14 protein-coding genes are annotated in these 14267 nt (G+C 73.3%); 9 read left to right on the forward strand and 5 right to left on the reverse strand.

The window, feature by feature from the left end; translation table 11 throughout:
* Positions 1 to 168 precede the first annotated feature (168 nt).
* Together ABZ128_RS04420 and ABZ128_RS04425 are read right to left on the reverse strand one after the other, a co-directional pair.
* The gene (locus tag ABZ128_RS04420; protein ID WP_356845983.1) at positions 169 to 1089 is read right to left on the reverse strand and encodes an SDR family oxidoreductase; all 921 of its coding nucleotides are present in this window, start codon (positions 1087 to 1089) and stop codon (positions 169 to 171) included.
* 266 nt (positions 1090 to 1355) lie between these two features.
* Entirely contained in the window at positions 1356 to 2600 is a 1245-nt protein-coding gene (locus tag ABZ128_RS04425; RefSeq protein ID WP_356845984.1) for a hypothetical protein, read from the reverse strand.
* A 209-nt stretch (positions 2601 to 2809) separates the two neighbouring features.
* On the opposite strand from ABZ128_RS04425, the gene ABZ128_RS04430 reads away from it, so the two are divergent.
* From ABZ128_RS04430 to ABZ128_RS04455, 6 genes are all read left to right on the forward strand, one after another.
* The gene (locus ABZ128_RS04430) at positions 2810 to 3892 is read left to right on the forward strand and encodes an NADPH:quinone oxidoreductase family protein (RefSeq protein ID WP_356845985.1); all 1083 of its coding nucleotides are present in this window, start codon (positions 2810 to 2812) and stop codon (positions 3890 to 3892) included.
* The gene (locus ABZ128_RS04435) at positions 3889 to 5085 is read left to right on the forward strand and encodes an acyl-CoA dehydrogenase family protein (protein WP_356845986.1); all 1197 of its coding nucleotides are present in this window, start codon (positions 3889 to 3891) and stop codon (positions 5083 to 5085) included. Before ABZ128_RS04430 ends, ABZ128_RS04435 begins: the two co-directional genes overlap by 4 nt.
* Positions 5082 to 6206, forward strand: coding sequence for an acyl-CoA dehydrogenase family protein (locus ABZ128_RS04440; RefSeq protein ID WP_356845987.1), 1125 nt, complete (start codon positions 5082 to 5084; stop codon positions 6204 to 6206). Before ABZ128_RS04435 ends, ABZ128_RS04440 begins: the two co-directional genes overlap by 4 nt.
* A 68-nt stretch (positions 6207 to 6274) precedes the next feature.
* A complete protein-coding gene (locus ABZ128_RS04445; RefSeq protein WP_356845988.1) occupies positions 6275 to 6811 on the forward strand; it encodes a GNAT family N-acetyltransferase in 537 nt (178 codons plus the stop codon).
* Between the two features lie 59 nt (positions 6812 to 6870).
* Entirely contained in the window at positions 6871 to 7236 is a 366-nt protein-coding gene (locus ABZ128_RS04450) for a tyrosinase family oxidase copper chaperone (RefSeq protein ID WP_356845989.1), read from the forward strand.
* Positions 7237 to 7260: 24 nt separating this feature from the next.
* Positions 7261 to 8124 (forward strand): tyrosinase family protein, encoded by an 864-nt coding sequence (locus ABZ128_RS04455; protein WP_356845990.1) that lies wholly within the window; start codon positions 7261 to 7263, stop codon positions 8122 to 8124.
* Positions 8125 to 8214: 90 nt separating this feature from the next.
* Here the strand turns inward: ABZ128_RS04455 and ABZ128_RS04460 are convergent, their stop codons facing one another.
* Positions 8215 to 8499, reverse strand: a complete 285-nt coding sequence (locus ABZ128_RS04460; RefSeq protein WP_356845991.1) for a chaplin — start codon at positions 8497 to 8499, stop codon at positions 8215 to 8217.
* A gap of 98 nt (positions 8500 to 8597) precedes the next feature.
* Positions 8598 to 8933 carry a hypothetical protein gene (locus ABZ128_RS04465; RefSeq protein WP_356845992.1) on the reverse strand — a complete coding sequence of 112 codons (336 nt, stop codon included), beginning with the start codon at positions 8931 to 8933 and terminating at the stop codon, positions 8598 to 8600.
* A 146-nt stretch (positions 8934 to 9079) separates the two neighbouring features.
* Here ABZ128_RS04465 and ABZ128_RS04470 point away from each other — a divergent pair, with 146 nt between their 5' ends.
* Positions 9080 to 10531: a carboxylesterase family protein gene (locus tag ABZ128_RS04470; protein ID WP_356845993.1), complete on the forward strand. Its 1452-nt coding sequence runs from the start codon at positions 9080 to 9082 to the stop codon at positions 10529 to 10531.
* Here ABZ128_RS04470 and ABZ128_RS04475 read toward each other — a convergent pair.
* Positions 10509 to 11744, reverse strand: a complete 1236-nt coding sequence (locus ABZ128_RS04475; protein ID WP_356845994.1) for an alpha/beta hydrolase-fold protein — start codon at positions 11742 to 11744, stop codon at positions 10509 to 10511. The two genes, ABZ128_RS04470 and ABZ128_RS04475, sit on opposite strands and share 23 nt — an antisense overlap.
* 265 nt (positions 11745 to 12009) lie before the next feature.
* Between ABZ128_RS04475 and ABZ128_RS04480 the strand changes: the two genes are divergently transcribed.
* Both ABZ128_RS04480 and ABZ128_RS04485 read left to right on the forward strand, forming a co-directional pair.
* Positions 12010 to 12891: an alkaline phosphatase family protein gene (locus ABZ128_RS04480; RefSeq protein ID WP_356845995.1), complete on the forward strand. Its 882-nt coding sequence runs from the start codon at positions 12010 to 12012 to the stop codon at positions 12889 to 12891.
* A gap of 2 nt (positions 12892 to 12893) precedes the next feature.
* Positions 12894 to 14231: an MFS transporter gene (locus ABZ128_RS04485; RefSeq protein ID WP_356845996.1), complete on the forward strand. Its 1338-nt coding sequence runs from the start codon at positions 12894 to 12896 to the stop codon at positions 14229 to 14231.
* The last annotated feature ends 36 nt before the right edge of the window (positions 14232 to 14267 follow it).

A 14267-nucleotide genomic window follows, 5' to 3' on the forward strand; every position in this document is an offset into this window, starting at 1 on the left:
GGGCCGGGCGGTCAGGGGTGGCCGAAGGCCATCGCGAAGCGACGCGAACGAAGAGAGCGCCCTTGACGGCCCGGCCCACCCCGGAAGGACAGTGGACTGACGGGACGCCCCCGAACTCCACCGACCCCGGACGCGGGTTCCCCGACCCCCGATCCGCTCGCGCGGGATTCACGGCGCGAACGGCCCACGCCCCAATTGCTCCCGCAGCGGGGTGACCTCCGGGCTGACCAGGGAGCGGCGCTGCCAGTTCGCGCCGTCCACCACCAGGGTGTGGCCCGTGACAAAGCGGGCGTACGGGGAGGCCAGGAAGGTCGCCGCCCAGCCGAGCTCACGGGGAACACCGACCCGCAGGGCGGGCTGGCGGGCGTCCCGGCCGCCGGGCGCCGCCCGGTCGAGGCCGCCGCGGATGTCCCCGGTCATATCGGCGTGCGGGAACAGGCCGGGGACGAGCCCGTTGATCTGGATGCCGTACGGACCCCACTCCACGGCGAGCGTCTCCACCAGGTTCTTCACCCCAGCCTTCGCCGCGGCGCTGTGGGCGAATCCGGGCCCGCCCGTCCAGGCGTAGGAGGCGCCGATGTTCACGATCGACCCGGGGGTGCCGGCCGCCAGATGGCGGCGGCCGAACTCGCGGGTCATGAACCAGGTGCCGGTCAGGGTGGTGTCGACGACGGCCCGCCAGGCGTTGGGGGACAAGTCCTCCGCCGGACAGGGGAAATTGGCGGCCGCATTGTTGACCAGCACGTCCGGCGTCCCGAGCGCCACCTCCGCCGCGTCGAAGACCTCCGCCACCCGCTCAGGGTCCCGGATGTCACAGACGGCGGCCGACACCCGGCCCGCGCCCGGAACGGCCGCCAGCTCGTCCCGGGCCGCCGCCAGCAGTTCGGGCCGCCGTCCGGCGATGACCAGGTCCGCGCCGAGCCGTGCGAACTCGGCGGCTATGGCCTTGCCGAGCCCGGTACCCCCGCCGGTCACGAGGACCACCTGCCCGGCGTACGTACCGGCGGGCAGGGCGGCGGCACCGGGCGGCGGCGGCGCGGGCAGACCCGGCGAGGGATGCCGCGCAGGACGGTGCGAGGGGTTCTCCATGGGCCCATCGATAGCGTGCGGGCGCTCAGATCACCATGCCCGTGCGGCGGCGCCCGCCCCACAGCGAGGCAAGGCCGCACGGCAACGCACCAGATCCCACCAGATCCGCACGGCAACCCACCAGATCCGCACCGCAACCCACCACATCCCCACCCGGACCCACCAGATCCGCACCGCAACCCACCACATCCCCACCCGGACCCACCAGATCCCCACCGCAACCCACCACATCCCCACCGCACTCAGCCGAGGCCCCCACCTCAGCCCTACCCCTTCGGCACGTAAGCCTGCTTGCTCGCGCACGCCCACACGACGGCGCTGGTCTTCGCGGCCTCCCAGTCGAAGAAAGTGCCGCCCACCCGGTCGTCGTCCGAGGCCGCGAAGGCCTCGCTGCGCGAGTCCGGACTCGTCCCGGCGGGGTGCGGGAGGGCCATCGGGGCGCCCTTGCCCGGCCAGTACGCGGCACGCAGGAAGTTGGGGTAGCCGTCCACGAACGTGACGGCCGACCCGACGGTCACGTTCGTGGTCGGACTGACGGCGTCGAGCGTGAGGTGCTCGTAGCCCGCGACCCGGCCGGGATCGTTCGGGAGGGCGTCGTACGGCTTCTGCCAGACGGCCGGCTTGCGCTCCTGCCAGTCGCGGTAGCTGCGGTCCTCGTGCCCGACGACCCGGCCCCGGTCGTCGATGCCGGCCGCATCGGTGGCGACCGTCCAGTCGTTCTCGGTCCACACCGGCAGGCTGTACGGCGGGTACCCGCCCCCCGCGGGCCAGACCACCGGGAAGCTCTTGCTCCAGACGCCGTCGGCATCCTCATAAGAAGTGCGAGCCGTTCCGACGATGTCGCCGCGCTTGTTGATCCCGTCGACGGAGGCGATCCGTGTGCTCGGGTGCGCGTCCGCGGGCACGGGCAGCTCGCGCACCACCGTCCCGTTCAGCCATTCCTTGGCGACACCGCCCTCCATGCCCACGTATCGGCCCGCGTCGTTCACGTCCGCCACATAGCTGGAGCCGGAACCGAAACCGGAACCCGAACCGAAACCGGAACCCGAACCGAAACCGGAACCCGAACCGAAACCCGAACCGGAACCCGAACCGAAACCCGAACCGAAACCCGAACCGGCCCCGCCGCCGACCAGCCGAACCGCCGCCGCGCCCTGCTGGTAGGTGAAGGCGACGGCGCTGTCGAAGTCGTTGGTGCGCCGCAGTGCACCCACCATCAGGCCCTTGACGTTCACGGCCGCGACCCAGCCGGACGCGAAGCCCTCCGGCAGCGGGACGGCGTGGACTTCGCGGTCGGCGGTCCAGTACACGGGCACCCCCGCGCTCTCGCCGGCCACCAGACCGCCGGCTCCGAAGGCGCGTACGGACCCGCCCGCCGCGGATCCCCCCAGGGCGGGCAGCCTGACGATGTCGGGCGTACAGGCGCTCTCGGCGGCCACGGCCGGTCCCGCGGCCGTGATCAGGCCCGCGAGGACGACGCCGGCCACGGCCGCGGACGTGCTTCTCATCATCTTGTGCTCCCCCGTACAGCTGCTGTTCCCCGTTGTGCCATGCCATGCCGACGCTCGCCATGACACGTGCACGCCACATCCTGCCTGCTCCACCCCACCAAGGAGGCTGAATTCCCCCCGGTAACGGTTCCCCCGCACCCAAGCGACTGCTTAGTATGCCCGCGGAGCATGGTTAGCGCGGTTCCCCTCGACGGCGGCTGGAGGCCCCGATGCAGGCATGGCGAGTACACACCCCAGGCGAGCCCCGAGAGGCGATGCGTCTCGAAGAGGTCCCCGAACCCGTGCCCGGCGAGGGCGAGGTGAGGCTCAAGGTGCTCGCCGCGAACGTCAACTTCCCCGACGCCCTGCTCGTGCGCGGGCAGTACCAGATCCGCCCGCCGCTGCCCTTCACCCCCGGCGTGGAGATCTGCGGCGAGACCGACGACGGCCGCCGCGTCATCGCCAACCCGAGCCTGCCCCACGGCGGCTTCGCCGAGTACGTCACCGCGCCCGCGCGTGCCCTGCTCCCCGCCCCCGAGAGCCTCGACGACGCCCAGGCGGCCGCCCTCCACATCGGCTACCAGACGGGCTGGTTCGGCCTGCACCGCCGCGCCCGGCTCCAGCCCGGCGAGACCCTCCTCGTGCACGCCGCGGCCGGCGGTGTCGGCAGCGCCGCGGTCCAGCTCGGCAAGGCCGCCGGCGCCACCGTCATCGGCGTCGTCGGGGGCAAGGCGAAGGCGCGCACCGCCGAGGAGCTCGGCTGCGACCTGGTGATCGACCGGACGGGCGAGGACCTGGTCGCCCGGGTCAAGGAGTTCACCGGCGGGCGCGGGGCCGACGTGGTCTACGACCCGGTCGGCGGCGACGCCTACACCGCCTCCGCCAAGTGCGTGGCCTTCGAGGGCCGCATCGTGGTCGTCGGCTTCGCGAGCGGCACCATCCCCACCCCCGCCCTCAACCACGCCCTGGTCAAGAACTACGCGATCCTCGGCCTGCACTGGGGCCTCTACGCCGCCAAGGACCCGGCCGCGATCCTCGCCTGCCACACCGAACTCACCCGCCTCGCCGCCCAGGGCGCCATCACACCCCTGGTCAGCGAACGCGTCCCGCTCGCGGCGGCCGCCGATGCCGTGCAGCGCCTCGCCGACGGCAGCACCACCGGCCGGCTGGTGGTCGTACCGTCCCTGAACCCAGACGCCTCCACCGGCCCCACCACCTCCACCACCTCCACCGGCCCCACCCCCTCCACCGGCCCCACCCCCTCCACCGGCCCCACCACCCCCTCCACCAGCCCCACCGGAGCCGCCCGATGACCGCCCCCACCACCGCCGACGCACTGCGCCTGCGCGTACGCGACCTGCTCGCCGCCCACCCGCCCGCGGCCACCGGCCGCACGGACTTCCTGTGCGCCCGCTTCGACGCCGGCCTCGCCTGGGTCCACTACCCGCAGGGCCTCGGCGGACTCGGCGCGCCCCGCTCCCTCCAGGCCGTCGTCGACGCCGAACTGGAGGCGGCCGGGGCCCCCGACAACGACCCGCGCCGGATCGGCATCGGCCTCGGCATGGCCGCGCCCACGATCCTCGCCTACGGGACCGAGGAGCAGAAGCGGCGTTTCCTGCGCCCCCTGTGGGTCGGCGAGGAGGTCTGGTGCCAGCTGTTCAGCGAGCCGGGCGCCGGTTCCGACCTCGCCGCGCTCGCCACCCGGGCCGTCCTCGACGAGTCCGCCGGCGAATGGGTCGTGGACGGCCAGAAGGTGTGGACCTCCAGCGCCCACACCGCCCGCTGGGCCATCCTGATCGCCCGCACCGACCCCGCCCTGCCCAAGCACCGCGGCATCACCTACTTCCTGTGCGACATGCACGCCCCCGGCGTCGAGGTCCGGCCGCTGCGCCAGATCACCGGCGAGGCCGAGTTCAACGAGGTCTTCCTGACCGGCGTCCGGATCCCCGACCGCCACCGCCTCGGCGCCGTGGGCCAGGGCTGGGAGGTCGCCCGCACCACCCTCATGAACGAGCGGGTCTCCATCGGCGGGATGCGGATCCCCCGCGAGGGCGGCATGATCGCCCCTGTCGCCGCGGCCTGGCGCGAGCGCCCCGCGCTGCGGACCCACGCCCTGCACCAGCGCCTGCTGGAGCTGTGGGTCGAGGCCGAGGTCGCCCGGCTCACCGGCGAACGGCTGCGCCAGCAGCTCGCCGCCGGGCAGCCCGGCCCCGAGGGATCGGGGATGAAGCTCACCTTCGCCCGGCTCAACCAGGAGATCAGCGGCCTGGAGGTGGAACTCCTCGGCGAGGAGGGTCTGCTGTACGAGGACTGGACGATGCGCCGGCCCGAGCTGGTCGACTTCACCGGCCGGGACGCCGGCTACCGCTACCTGCGCGCCAAGGGCAACAGCATCGAGGGCGGCACCAGCGAAATCCTCCTCAACATCGTCGCCGAACGCGTCCTCGGCCTGCCCGCCGAACCGCGCGACGACAAGGACCTCCCCTGGAAGGACCTGGCCCGATGACGTTCCCGCGCGAAGGCTACGACCTGCTGTACTCGCAGACCGAGGAGGAACTCCGGTCCGCCGTACGGGCCCTGCTCGCCGACCGGTGCCCGCCGTCGGCCGTGCTGGCCGGGGCCGAGAGCGGCCGCCCGCACGACCCCGGTCTCTGGCACACCCTCGCCGCGGAGATCGGCACCGCCGGACTGCTCGTGCCGGAGAAGTTCGGCGGGCAGGGCGCGGGCCACCGCGAGGCGGCCGTGGTCCTGGAGGAGCTGGGGCGGGCCGTGGCGCCGGTCCCGTACCTGACGAGCGCGGTGCTCGCGGCGGAGATCCTGCTCGGCTGCGATCCGGCCGGCTCCGCCCCGACGGCCGCCCTGCTGCGGGAGCTGGCCTCCGGACGGCAGGTGTGCGTACCGGCCGTGCCGCTGACACTGGCGCCCGGCGCCCCGCTGCCGGCCGCCGTCCGGGACACTGGGGGAGGGCGGCTGACCGGCACCGTCACCTCGGTGGCGGACGCGGTGGCCGCCGACGTCCTGCTCGTGCTCGCGGACACCGGCCTGTACGCCGTCCCGGCCGCCGCCGTGTCCCTCACGCCGCTGGTCCCGCTGGACCTGACCCGGCCGCTCGCCACCGTCACGCTGGACGGGGCCGCCGGGACCCGGCTCGCCGACCCGGCCACCGCTCGCGCGGCCGTGGCCGGGGCCCTGCTGTCCGGGGCCGGACTGCTGGCCGGCGAACAACTGGGGCTCGCCGAATGGTGCCTGACCCAGACGGTGGCCCACGTCCGGGGCCGCCACCAGTTCAACCGGCCCGTCGGCTCCTTCCAGGCCCTCAAGCACCGGCTCGCCCGGCTCTGGCTGGACGTGGCCTCCGCTCGGGCGGCGGCCCGCGCCGCGGCCGACGCCCTCGCCACCGGCGCTCCGGACGCCCCGCTCACGGTGGCCGTCGCCCAGGCCCACTGCTCGGGCGTCGCGGTCCGCGCCGCCGAGGAGTGCGTACAGCTGCACGGCGGCATCGGCATGACCTGGGAGCACCCGGCGCACCTGTACCTCAAGCGGGCCAAGGCCGACTCCCTGGCCCTGGGCACCTCCGGCCACCACCGCGCCCTGGTGGCCGACTTCGCGGAACTCCCCGCGCCCTGAGGCCCCGCCGGGGCCGGGGCGCCGCCCCCGGCCCCGGCGGGCGCGCGGCGGGTCCTTATCCTCGGGGGATGGCTCCCGTCATCACCCGGCTCGACACCGCCGGGCTCACCCTGCACCGCGACGAGCTGGCCGACCTCCTTCTCGCGGTGGTACGCGGCGGTTCCTCGCTCGGCTTCCTCGCCGACCTCGGTCACCGCCAGGCCGCCTCCTGGTGGGACTCCCTGCGCCCCGCCGTCGAGGACGGCTCGCTCGCACTCTGGATCTCCCGCCCCGCCGACGGCGCCCCGCTCGACGGCACGGTGAGCTGGCGGCGGGAGTCCAAGCCCAACGGCCGCCACCGCGCCGAGCTGCGCAAGCTCATGGTCCACCCCGCGGCACGCGGCCGCGGCACGGCCCGCGCCCTGCTCGCCGAGGCCGAGGCGGCGGCCGCCCGGGCCGGAGTGCTGCTGCTGTTCCTCGACACCGAGACCGGGAGCGGCGCCGAGCGCGTCTACCGCTCCGCGGGCTGGACCGAAGCCGGCACCATCCCCGACTTCGCCGCCGACCCGGCAGGCCGCCTGCACCCCACCACGCTCTTCTACAAGCACCCCGCCCGGCCGGTGTGACCTCGCCCGCCGCGCTGCGTTAGACCCCGTAGCGCGGACCACCGAGCGAGGGAGACCGCATGTACGCAGCACCCGCCGCCGCACCACTCAGCCGCCGCACGCTCCTGCGCACGGCCTTCACCGCCGCGGTGTTCGCCGGCACCGCCGCGGCCCTGGCCCCCGTGCTGCGCGCCCGGCGGCCCCGGCAGACGGTCACGCCCGCGCCGCTGACCGAGGAGACGTACCGCGGCCGGCACATCGCCGTCCACGCCGCCGAGGTCCGCATCGACGGCCGCCCCCTGCACGTGATGCGGCGCGCGGACGGCAGCTACCTGAGCGGGATCAACCACTTCCAGTCCTTCGAGACCCCGCTGGAGCTCGCCCGCGCCGCCGTCGACGAACTCGGCACCAACCAGCTGGCGCTCGCGGTCCCGCACCACGGCTGACGGACGGAACGGGAGGAGCCCCGCATGTACACCCGGCAGAACCAGAAGGACCTGACCACCGCGCAGAAGAAGCGGTTCACGGCGGCCGTGCTGGAGCTCAAGCGCAACGGCGCGTACGACGACCTGGTCCGCACCCACGACAAGTACTTCGTCCCCGACCGGGACCGCAAGCTGCGCGTCGGGCACATGTCGCCGTCGTTCTTCCCCTGGCACCGGCGCTACCTGCTTGAATTCGAGCGGCTGCTCCAGGGCGTCGACCCGGGCGTCTCGGTCCCGTACTGGGACTGGACCACCGACAACAGCCCCGTCTCCTCCCTGTGGGCCGACGACTTCCTGGGTGGCACCGGCCGCGCCGACGACCGCCAGGTGATGACCGGCCCCTTCGCCTACGAGAAGGGCAACTGGGTGATCACGGTGGGCTTCACGGCGGAGCGGTTCCTCACCCGGAACCTCGGCCGCCCCCAGAACCCCATCACACTGCCCACCGCGGCCGAACTGCAGTGGGCGCTCGACGATCCGACGTACGACACCTCGCCGTGGGACTCCACGGCCGCAGCCGGTGGCTTCCGCAACAAGCTGGAGGGCTGGGCCGCCCCCAAGAGCGAACGCTGGCGCAACCACAACAAGGTGCACCAGTGGATCGGCGGGCACATGACGGGCGGTACGGCGCCCAACGACCCGGCGTTCTGGCTGCACCACGCCTTCGTGGACCTCGTCTGGGACCGCTGGCAGCTCAAGCACCCGGATTCCGGCTATCTGCCCGCCGCCCCGCTGCCTCCGGGCGACCTCCAGCGCAGGCGGGTGATCGCCCTCGACGAGCCGATGCCGCCGTGGAACCTCACCCCGCGCGACATGCTCAGCCACGAGGGCGTCTACCGCTACGAGTGAGTCCGCCACCGTGACCGGTCCGGGCGCACGGGAAGGGCCCCCGCGCTACGGCGGGGGCCCTCGGCCTGGGTCAGGTCAGGCGGGCTGGGATCAGCCGCCGTAGCCGCCCTTGTCCTCGGTGTGGTGCTCGCCGCCCGACTCGTTGATGCAGGTGTTGCCGAACGCGGGGTTCAGCAGGCCGATCACGCTCACGGAGTTGCCGCAGACGTTGATCGGGATGTGCACCGGAACCTGAACGACGTTGCCCGACAGGACACCGGGGGAGCCGACCGCCGCACCGTGCGCTCCGGCATCGGCGACGGCCAGCCCGGCACCGGCGGCCAGGGCGCTACCGGCGGCAGCGGTGACGGCGACTGCCTTCGCGATACGCGACATCAAGATCTCCTCGTGAGATGTGGGGCGCCGCAGCAGTACGTGCGGCATTTGACATGGCATACAACGCAGCGGAGGCCAAGGGGTCACGGGCGCTGCGCCTACCTGGTGACGGAAAACCGCACGGACGCGAAATAGGGCCGGATCTGGCCCACCCGGCCCGGCTCCAGGACCGCCAACGGGCGGCCCGAGCAGTCCGGCTCCCGGTAGAACGTGGCCGTGCCGCGGGTGGAGTTCGTGGCCGCCCGGGAGCCGCCGCCCAGGGCGCGGACGCAGCCCTTCGGGGCGGTCAGCCCGTGGACCTGGTCGTCCTGGCCGACGTACTGGAAATCGGGCCCCGCGGCCTGCGCCGTTCCGGCGGCCGCGAGCAGGAAGAAGGGGACCGAGCAGGCCCGGACGAGGCTCCGGGCGCCGGGGTGGTTACGCATGGATCGCATGCCCGCCCAACCCGGCCCGACCCCGGCCGGGTCACGCCTTGTCACCCGTTCGAGGCGTGTGCGACCGTGCGGGGGAGGTGGGACGCACCACGCGGAACATCTGATGCACCTGTTCCACGGCAGGCACCGTTTCCATGAAGGGCGCGATGAGCACAGCAGGCAGCAGCGGCCGGCCCCGGGTCCGCACCGGGCAGGGCGTGGTCGAGGGACGCACCGGACCGGAAGGGGTCGCCGCCTTCCGGGGCATCCCGTACGCGGCGGCACCGGTCGGAGCCCTCCGCTTCGCCGCCCCCGCGGCCCCGGCCGCCTGGGACGGCGTACGCGATGCCGGTGCGTTCGGGCCCACCGCGCCCAAGGCCGCCTACCCCAGGACCTTCGCCGCGCTGCTGAGCGACCCGGAGATCCCCGGCGAGGACTGCCTCAACCTCAACGTGTGGACGCCCCAGCCGGCCGCCGGAGCCGGGCTGCCGGTCATGGTGTGGCTCCACGGCGGGGCGCTGACCCGCGGCTCCTCGGCCGTGCCCGTCTACGACGGATCCGCCTTCGCCCGCGACGGCGTGGTGTTCGTCTCTCTCAACTACCGCCTCGGCGTCCTCGGCTACGGACTCTTCCCCGACGCCCCCGCCAACCGCGGCCTGCTCGACCAGATGGCCGCCCTCAGGTGGGTCCGCGAGAACATCACGGCCTTCGGCGGGGACCCGGCCCGCGTCACGGTCTTCGGTGAGTCGGCGGGCGCCATCAGCGTCGGCGCCCTGCTCGCCGCCCCCGGCGCCGCCGGGCTGTTCGCGCAGGCCGCCCTGCAGAGCGGCGCGCCCGAGGTGCTGCCGCCCGACCATGTGCGCACCATGGTCCGGCGGATGGCCTCCCTGCTCAAGGTGCCCGCGACCGCGGAGGCCTTCGCCGCCGTGCCCCTGCCCGACCTGATCGCCGCCCAGCGGGCGGTCCTGCGCCGTTCCGGAGCGCTGCTCGGCGGCCCCGCCTTCGGTCTCGTCATCGATCCCGACACCCTTCCCGAGGAGCCGCTCGAAGCGGCCGCGCGGGGCCGCGTACCGCTGCTGATGGGCTGGACCACCGAGGAGTACCGGCTCTGGTTCGCCCCGACCGGCCTGATGCGGCTGCTGGACCGGTTCGGTCCGCTCGCGGTGGCGCTGGCCCGGGTCCGGACCGGCAAGGACCGGGCCGCCGTACGGGCGCTGCGCGCCGCCCTGCCCGGGGCGGGCCCGGCCGAGCTCGCGGGCCAGCTGCTGACCGACCGGCTGCTGCGGGATCCGCTGCGCCGGCTCGCCGGGGCGCGGACGGCCCCGAGCTTCCTCTACGAGTTCGGCTGGCCCTCCGGCGTGCCGGGCCTGGGCGCCTGCCACGCCCTGGAGCTGGGCTTCGTGTTCGACACGCTGCACGTGCCGGAGGCCCACTGGCTGGCCGGGCCCGAGGCCCCGCAGGAGCTGGCGGACCGGATGCACGCGGCCTGGGTGCGTTTCGCCGTGACCGGGGAGCCCGGCTGGGAGCCCTGGGACGGCTGCGGCCCGCCGATGGTGTTCGGCGGGCCGCAGGACCAGGAGGCGTTCGGGCCGGTGGTTACTCCACCGGTCCTTCCATGACCTTGCTGATGAACTGGATCGGGCCCTCGCCCATGTTCGGCACGTAGGTCTTGGCGTTGTGCTGGCCGCCCGGGATGACCCTCAGGCTGGTGTGGATCGGCCCCTTGCCGTAGGTGGCGATGAACTTCTGCACGTCGGGCAGGGTCTTCTTGTTGCTCTCGTTGTCGCCGACCTGGAAGGCGAGGTAGACGTCCGGGCTGCCCTTCTTGTCGATCAGGGCCTTCGCCAGCAGCTCGGGGTTGTTCTCGGCCTTCTCCTTCTCGTGCCCCTTCCACAGGGGGGAGTCCGGGACGACGTCCGGGCCGGAGCAGATGGCGGCCTTGAACTTGTCCGGGTGCTGGAGGACGGCCTTCAGGCTGGCGAAGCCGCCGGTGGAGGAGCCCATGTAGGCCCAGCCGTCACGGGACTTGACGGTGCGGAAGTTGGCCTTCATCAGGTCCGGGACGTCCTCGGTCAGCCAGGTGCCCATCTTGGGCTGGCCGGGGATGTCGGAGCCGTCCCAGTAGATGCCCTTGTCGTCCGGGGCCGGGTTCAGCACCGGCATGGCGAGGATGAAGGGCTTGCTCTTGCCCTCGGTGTACCACTTGCTGATGCTGGTCTGGAGGCCCAGGTCGGTGCCCATCCAGTAGTTGCTGGGGTAGCCGGCTCCGCCCGGCAGGGCTATGAGGACCGGGAAGCCGCTCTTGGCGAACTTGGGGTCGTTGTACTCCTTGGGCGCCCACACCCAGACTTTGCCCTTGAAGCCGGACTTCTTGCCGTCCAGCGTGGTGACGGCCACGTGCGTGCCGTCGGCCAGGGTCATGGAGTTCTTGAACTCGGCCTTGGGGCCGGTCGGCATCAGTGCCTTGGAGTTGGCCGGCGGCTTCGCCGCGCCGCCGCCGTCCCCGCCCGTCTTGGCCCCGGCGGCGGGCTGGCCGAAGGTGACGTCCTTGCCCTTGTCGGTGAAGGGGGGTATCTCGAAGTGGTACATCACGCCGGCGGCGATGCCCGCGAGGGCCAGCACGGTGACACCCGCGATGAGCCAGCGACGTCCCCGGCGCCGCCGTGGTTCGGGTTCGGGTTCCGGCTCGCCGTACGGCGGGTGGGGCTGGCCGTACGGCGGGTACGGGTCCTGGGGTTCGTACGTCTGTGCGTACGAAGTGCCGTAGGGCTGCTGCTGGTACTGCCCTTCCGACCGGTACGGCTGGTGCTGTCCGTCGGGTGAGTACGACATGTGCGGTGGCTCTCCGGCTGGTGCTGCCCCGGGCGGGGGCGGGGTGGTCGCTATATGTTCGAAGGATGAGCCTACGTGGTCCGGGGTTCCCTTTTTTTCCAGCTCTTGGGTTGCTCTGGGGCAGGCCGTTGCCGAACACCTGGACGGCTACCGGAGTTCCCGCTCCGTTCGCCGTCTGTCCCTGGCCCATGCACATGCCCCTGGGTATGGTGCGTCCGCGCCGCCACCAGACCCCCTCTGCCCGGAGGTATCCCCCGTGTTTGGCATGACCTTTTCATGGTCCCGCCGCAAGACCGCCCTTGCCACCGCCTTCGGCGTCACCGCCGCCGGCACGGCCCTGTGGGCCGGTATCGGCGCCGCCCAGCCTGCACACGCAGCCGGGCTCCCGGCCCCCGACCACGTCGTCGTCGTGGTCTTCGAGAACCACGCCTACAGCCAGGTCATCGGCAGCTCCAGCGCCCCGTACATCAACTCCCTCAAGACCGGCGGAGCCAACCTCACGCAGTCGTACGGCGTCACGCACCCCAGCCAGCCCAACTACCTCCAGCTGTTCTCCGGCTCCCACCAGGGTGTCACCGACGACAGCTGTTACACCCCGGGCTTCAGCTCCGCGCCCAACCTCGCCTCCGAGCTCATAGCCGCGGGCAAGAGCTGGGCCAGCTACAACGAGACCCTCCCCAGCCAGGGCTCCACCACCTGCAGCAGCGGCAAGTACGCCCGCAAGCACAACCCCTGGTTCGCGTTCTCCAACGTGCCGACCAGCAGCGCCAAGACCATGACCCAGTTCCCCACGGACTACACCACCCTCCCCAAGGTGTCCTTCGTCGTCCCGAACCTGTGCAGCGACATGCACGACTGCTCCGTCGGCACCGGTGACACCTGGCTCAAGAACAACCTCAAGGCCTACGCGGACTGGGCCAAGACGCACAACAGCCTCCTCGTCGTCACCTTCGACGAGGACAACCGGCTCTCCGGCAACAAGATCCCGACCGTGTTCTACGGCCAGTCCGTCACCCCCGGCAGCACCTCGGCCACCACGTACAACCACTACGACGTGCTGCGCACCCTGGAGGGCCTGGCCGGCCTGACCACCCATGCCGGGAACGCCGCCACCGCCAAGGACATCACGGGTATCTGGACGTCCTGACCATGTACGTTGCGGACAGTCGCGGCACCCCCGCGCCCGCCGTGACCCCCGAGCAGCAGGCCGTCGCCCCGGGCACCAGCCCGGGGCGGCGCGCCGCGCTCGCCCCCACGGTGCTCGCCTTCGGCACGGTCAGCCTGATCACCGACGTCTCCTCCGAGATGGTCACGGCCGTGCTCCCGCTCTACCTCGTCGCCGGTCTCGGCCTGACCCCGCTCGGCTTCGGGCTGCTCGACGGGCTCTACAACGGCGTCAGCGCCCTCGTCCGGCTCACCGGCGGCCACCTCGGCGACCGCTTCGGCCGCCACAAGGCCCTCGCCGGCCTCGGCTACGGCCTCTCCGCCCTGTGCAAACCGCTGCTGCTGCTCGTGCACACGCTGCCCGCCATCGGGGCCGTCCTCGCCCTGGACCGCACGGGCAAGGGCCTGCGCACGGCTCCGCGCGACGCGCTGATCTCACTGGCGGCGGCACCCGAGGAGCGCGGCCGGGCGTTCGGCGTGCACCGGGCCATGGACACCGCGGGCGCCCTCATCGGGCCGGTCCTCGCCTTCCTGATCCTGCGGGCCGCCGCCGACGGCTACGACGCCGTCTTCACGGTCAGCGCCTGCGTCGCAGCCCTCGGCGTGCTCGTCCTCGTCCTCTTCGTGCCCGGCCGACGCACCAGGCGCCCCGGAGCAACCCCCGCCGAACCGGTCTCCCTCAAGGCCTCCCTCGGGCTGCTGGGCCGCCGAGACCTGCGCCGGATCGGACTGTGCGCGCTGCTGCTGGGCCTGTGCACCGTCAGCGACGGCTTCGTCTTCCTGCTGCTGCAGCACGCCACCGGACTCGCCGACCGCTGGTTCGCCCTGCTGCCGCTGGGCACCGCGGGCGCCTTCTTCCTGCTCGCGCTGCCGCTGGGCCGGCTCGCCGACCGGATCGGCCGCTGGCGCGTCTTCCTCGGCGGCCACCTCGCCCTGCTCCTCGCGTACGGGCTCCTGCTCACCGGCGGGACACCGCACGGTGTGGATGCCGCCCTGCCGTACGCCGTGCTCCTGCTGCACGGCGGTTTCTACGCCGCCACCGACGGCGTCCTGATGGCCGCGGCCGCCGGAGCCGTGCCCGAGGAGCACCGCGGCGGCGGGCTCGCCCTCGTCCAGACCGGCCAGGCCCTCGCCCGGTTCGCCGCCTCGCTGGGCTTCGGCGCCGCCTGGACCGTGTGGGGCGCCCGGCCCGCCCTGGCCGTCGCCGCCGTACTCCTCGCCGGGGCCGCCGCCGTGTGCGCCCGGCTGCGTCCCGTGGAAGCCGGACCCGGAGCCGGGGCCGAGGCGGAGGAACCCGCCGCCGGTCCGGCTTCCGGCGCCTGACCGCCTCTCCCACCCCCACCCCCGGCCCCGCTCCCC

The organism is Streptomyces sp. NPDC006326 (assembly GCF_040612915.1).
Lineage (GTDB): Bacteria > Actinomycetota > Actinomycetes > Streptomycetales > Streptomycetaceae > Streptomyces.

Coding starts and splice junctions, on each gene's coding strand:
- ABZ128_RS04420 (WP_356845983.1), bottom strand. CDS start 1,089: ATGGAGAACCCCTCGCACCGTCCTGCGCGGCATCCCTCGCCGGGTCTG.
- ABZ128_RS04435 (WP_356845986.1), top strand. CDS start 3,889: ATGACCGCCCCCACCACCGCCGACGCACTGCGCCTGCGCGTACGCGAC.
- ABZ128_RS04475 (WP_356845994.1), bottom strand. CDS start 11,744: ATGTCGTACTCACCCGACGGACAGCACCAGCCGTACCGGTCGGAAGGG.
- ABZ128_RS04460 (WP_356845991.1), bottom strand. CDS start 8,499: ATGTCGCGTATCGCGAAGGCAGTCGCCGTCACCGCTGCCGCCGGTAGC.
- ABZ128_RS04425 (WP_356845984.1), bottom strand. CDS start 2,600: ATGATGAGAAGCACGTCCGCGGCCGTGGCCGGCGTCGTCCTCGCGGGC.
- ABZ128_RS04440 (WP_356845987.1), top strand. CDS start 5,082: ATGACGTTCCCGCGCGAAGGCTACGACCTGCTGTACTCGCAGACCGAG.
- ABZ128_RS04430 (WP_356845985.1), top strand. CDS start 2,810: ATGCAGGCATGGCGAGTACACACCCCAGGCGAGCCCCGAGAGGCGATG.
- ABZ128_RS04455 (WP_356845990.1), top strand. CDS start 7,261: ATGTACACCCGGCAGAACCAGAAGGACCTGACCACCGCGCAGAAGAAG.
- ABZ128_RS04465 (WP_356845992.1), bottom strand. CDS start 8,933: ATGCGATCCATGCGTAACCACCCCGGCGCCCGGAGCCTCGTCCGGGCC.
- ABZ128_RS04480 (WP_356845995.1), top strand. CDS start 12,010: ATGACCTTTTCATGGTCCCGCCGCAAGACCGCCCTTGCCACCGCCTTC.
- ABZ128_RS04470 (WP_356845993.1), top strand. CDS start 9,080: ATGAGCACAGCAGGCAGCAGCGGCCGGCCCCGGGTCCGCACCGGGCAG.
- ABZ128_RS04450 (WP_356845989.1), top strand. CDS start 6,871: ATGTACGCAGCACCCGCCGCCGCACCACTCAGCCGCCGCACGCTCCTG.
- ABZ128_RS04485 (WP_356845996.1), top strand. CDS start 12,894: ATGTACGTTGCGGACAGTCGCGGCACCCCCGCGCCCGCCGTGACCCCC.
- ABZ128_RS04445 (WP_356845988.1), top strand. CDS start 6,275: ATGGCTCCCGTCATCACCCGGCTCGACACCGCCGGGCTCACCCTGCAC.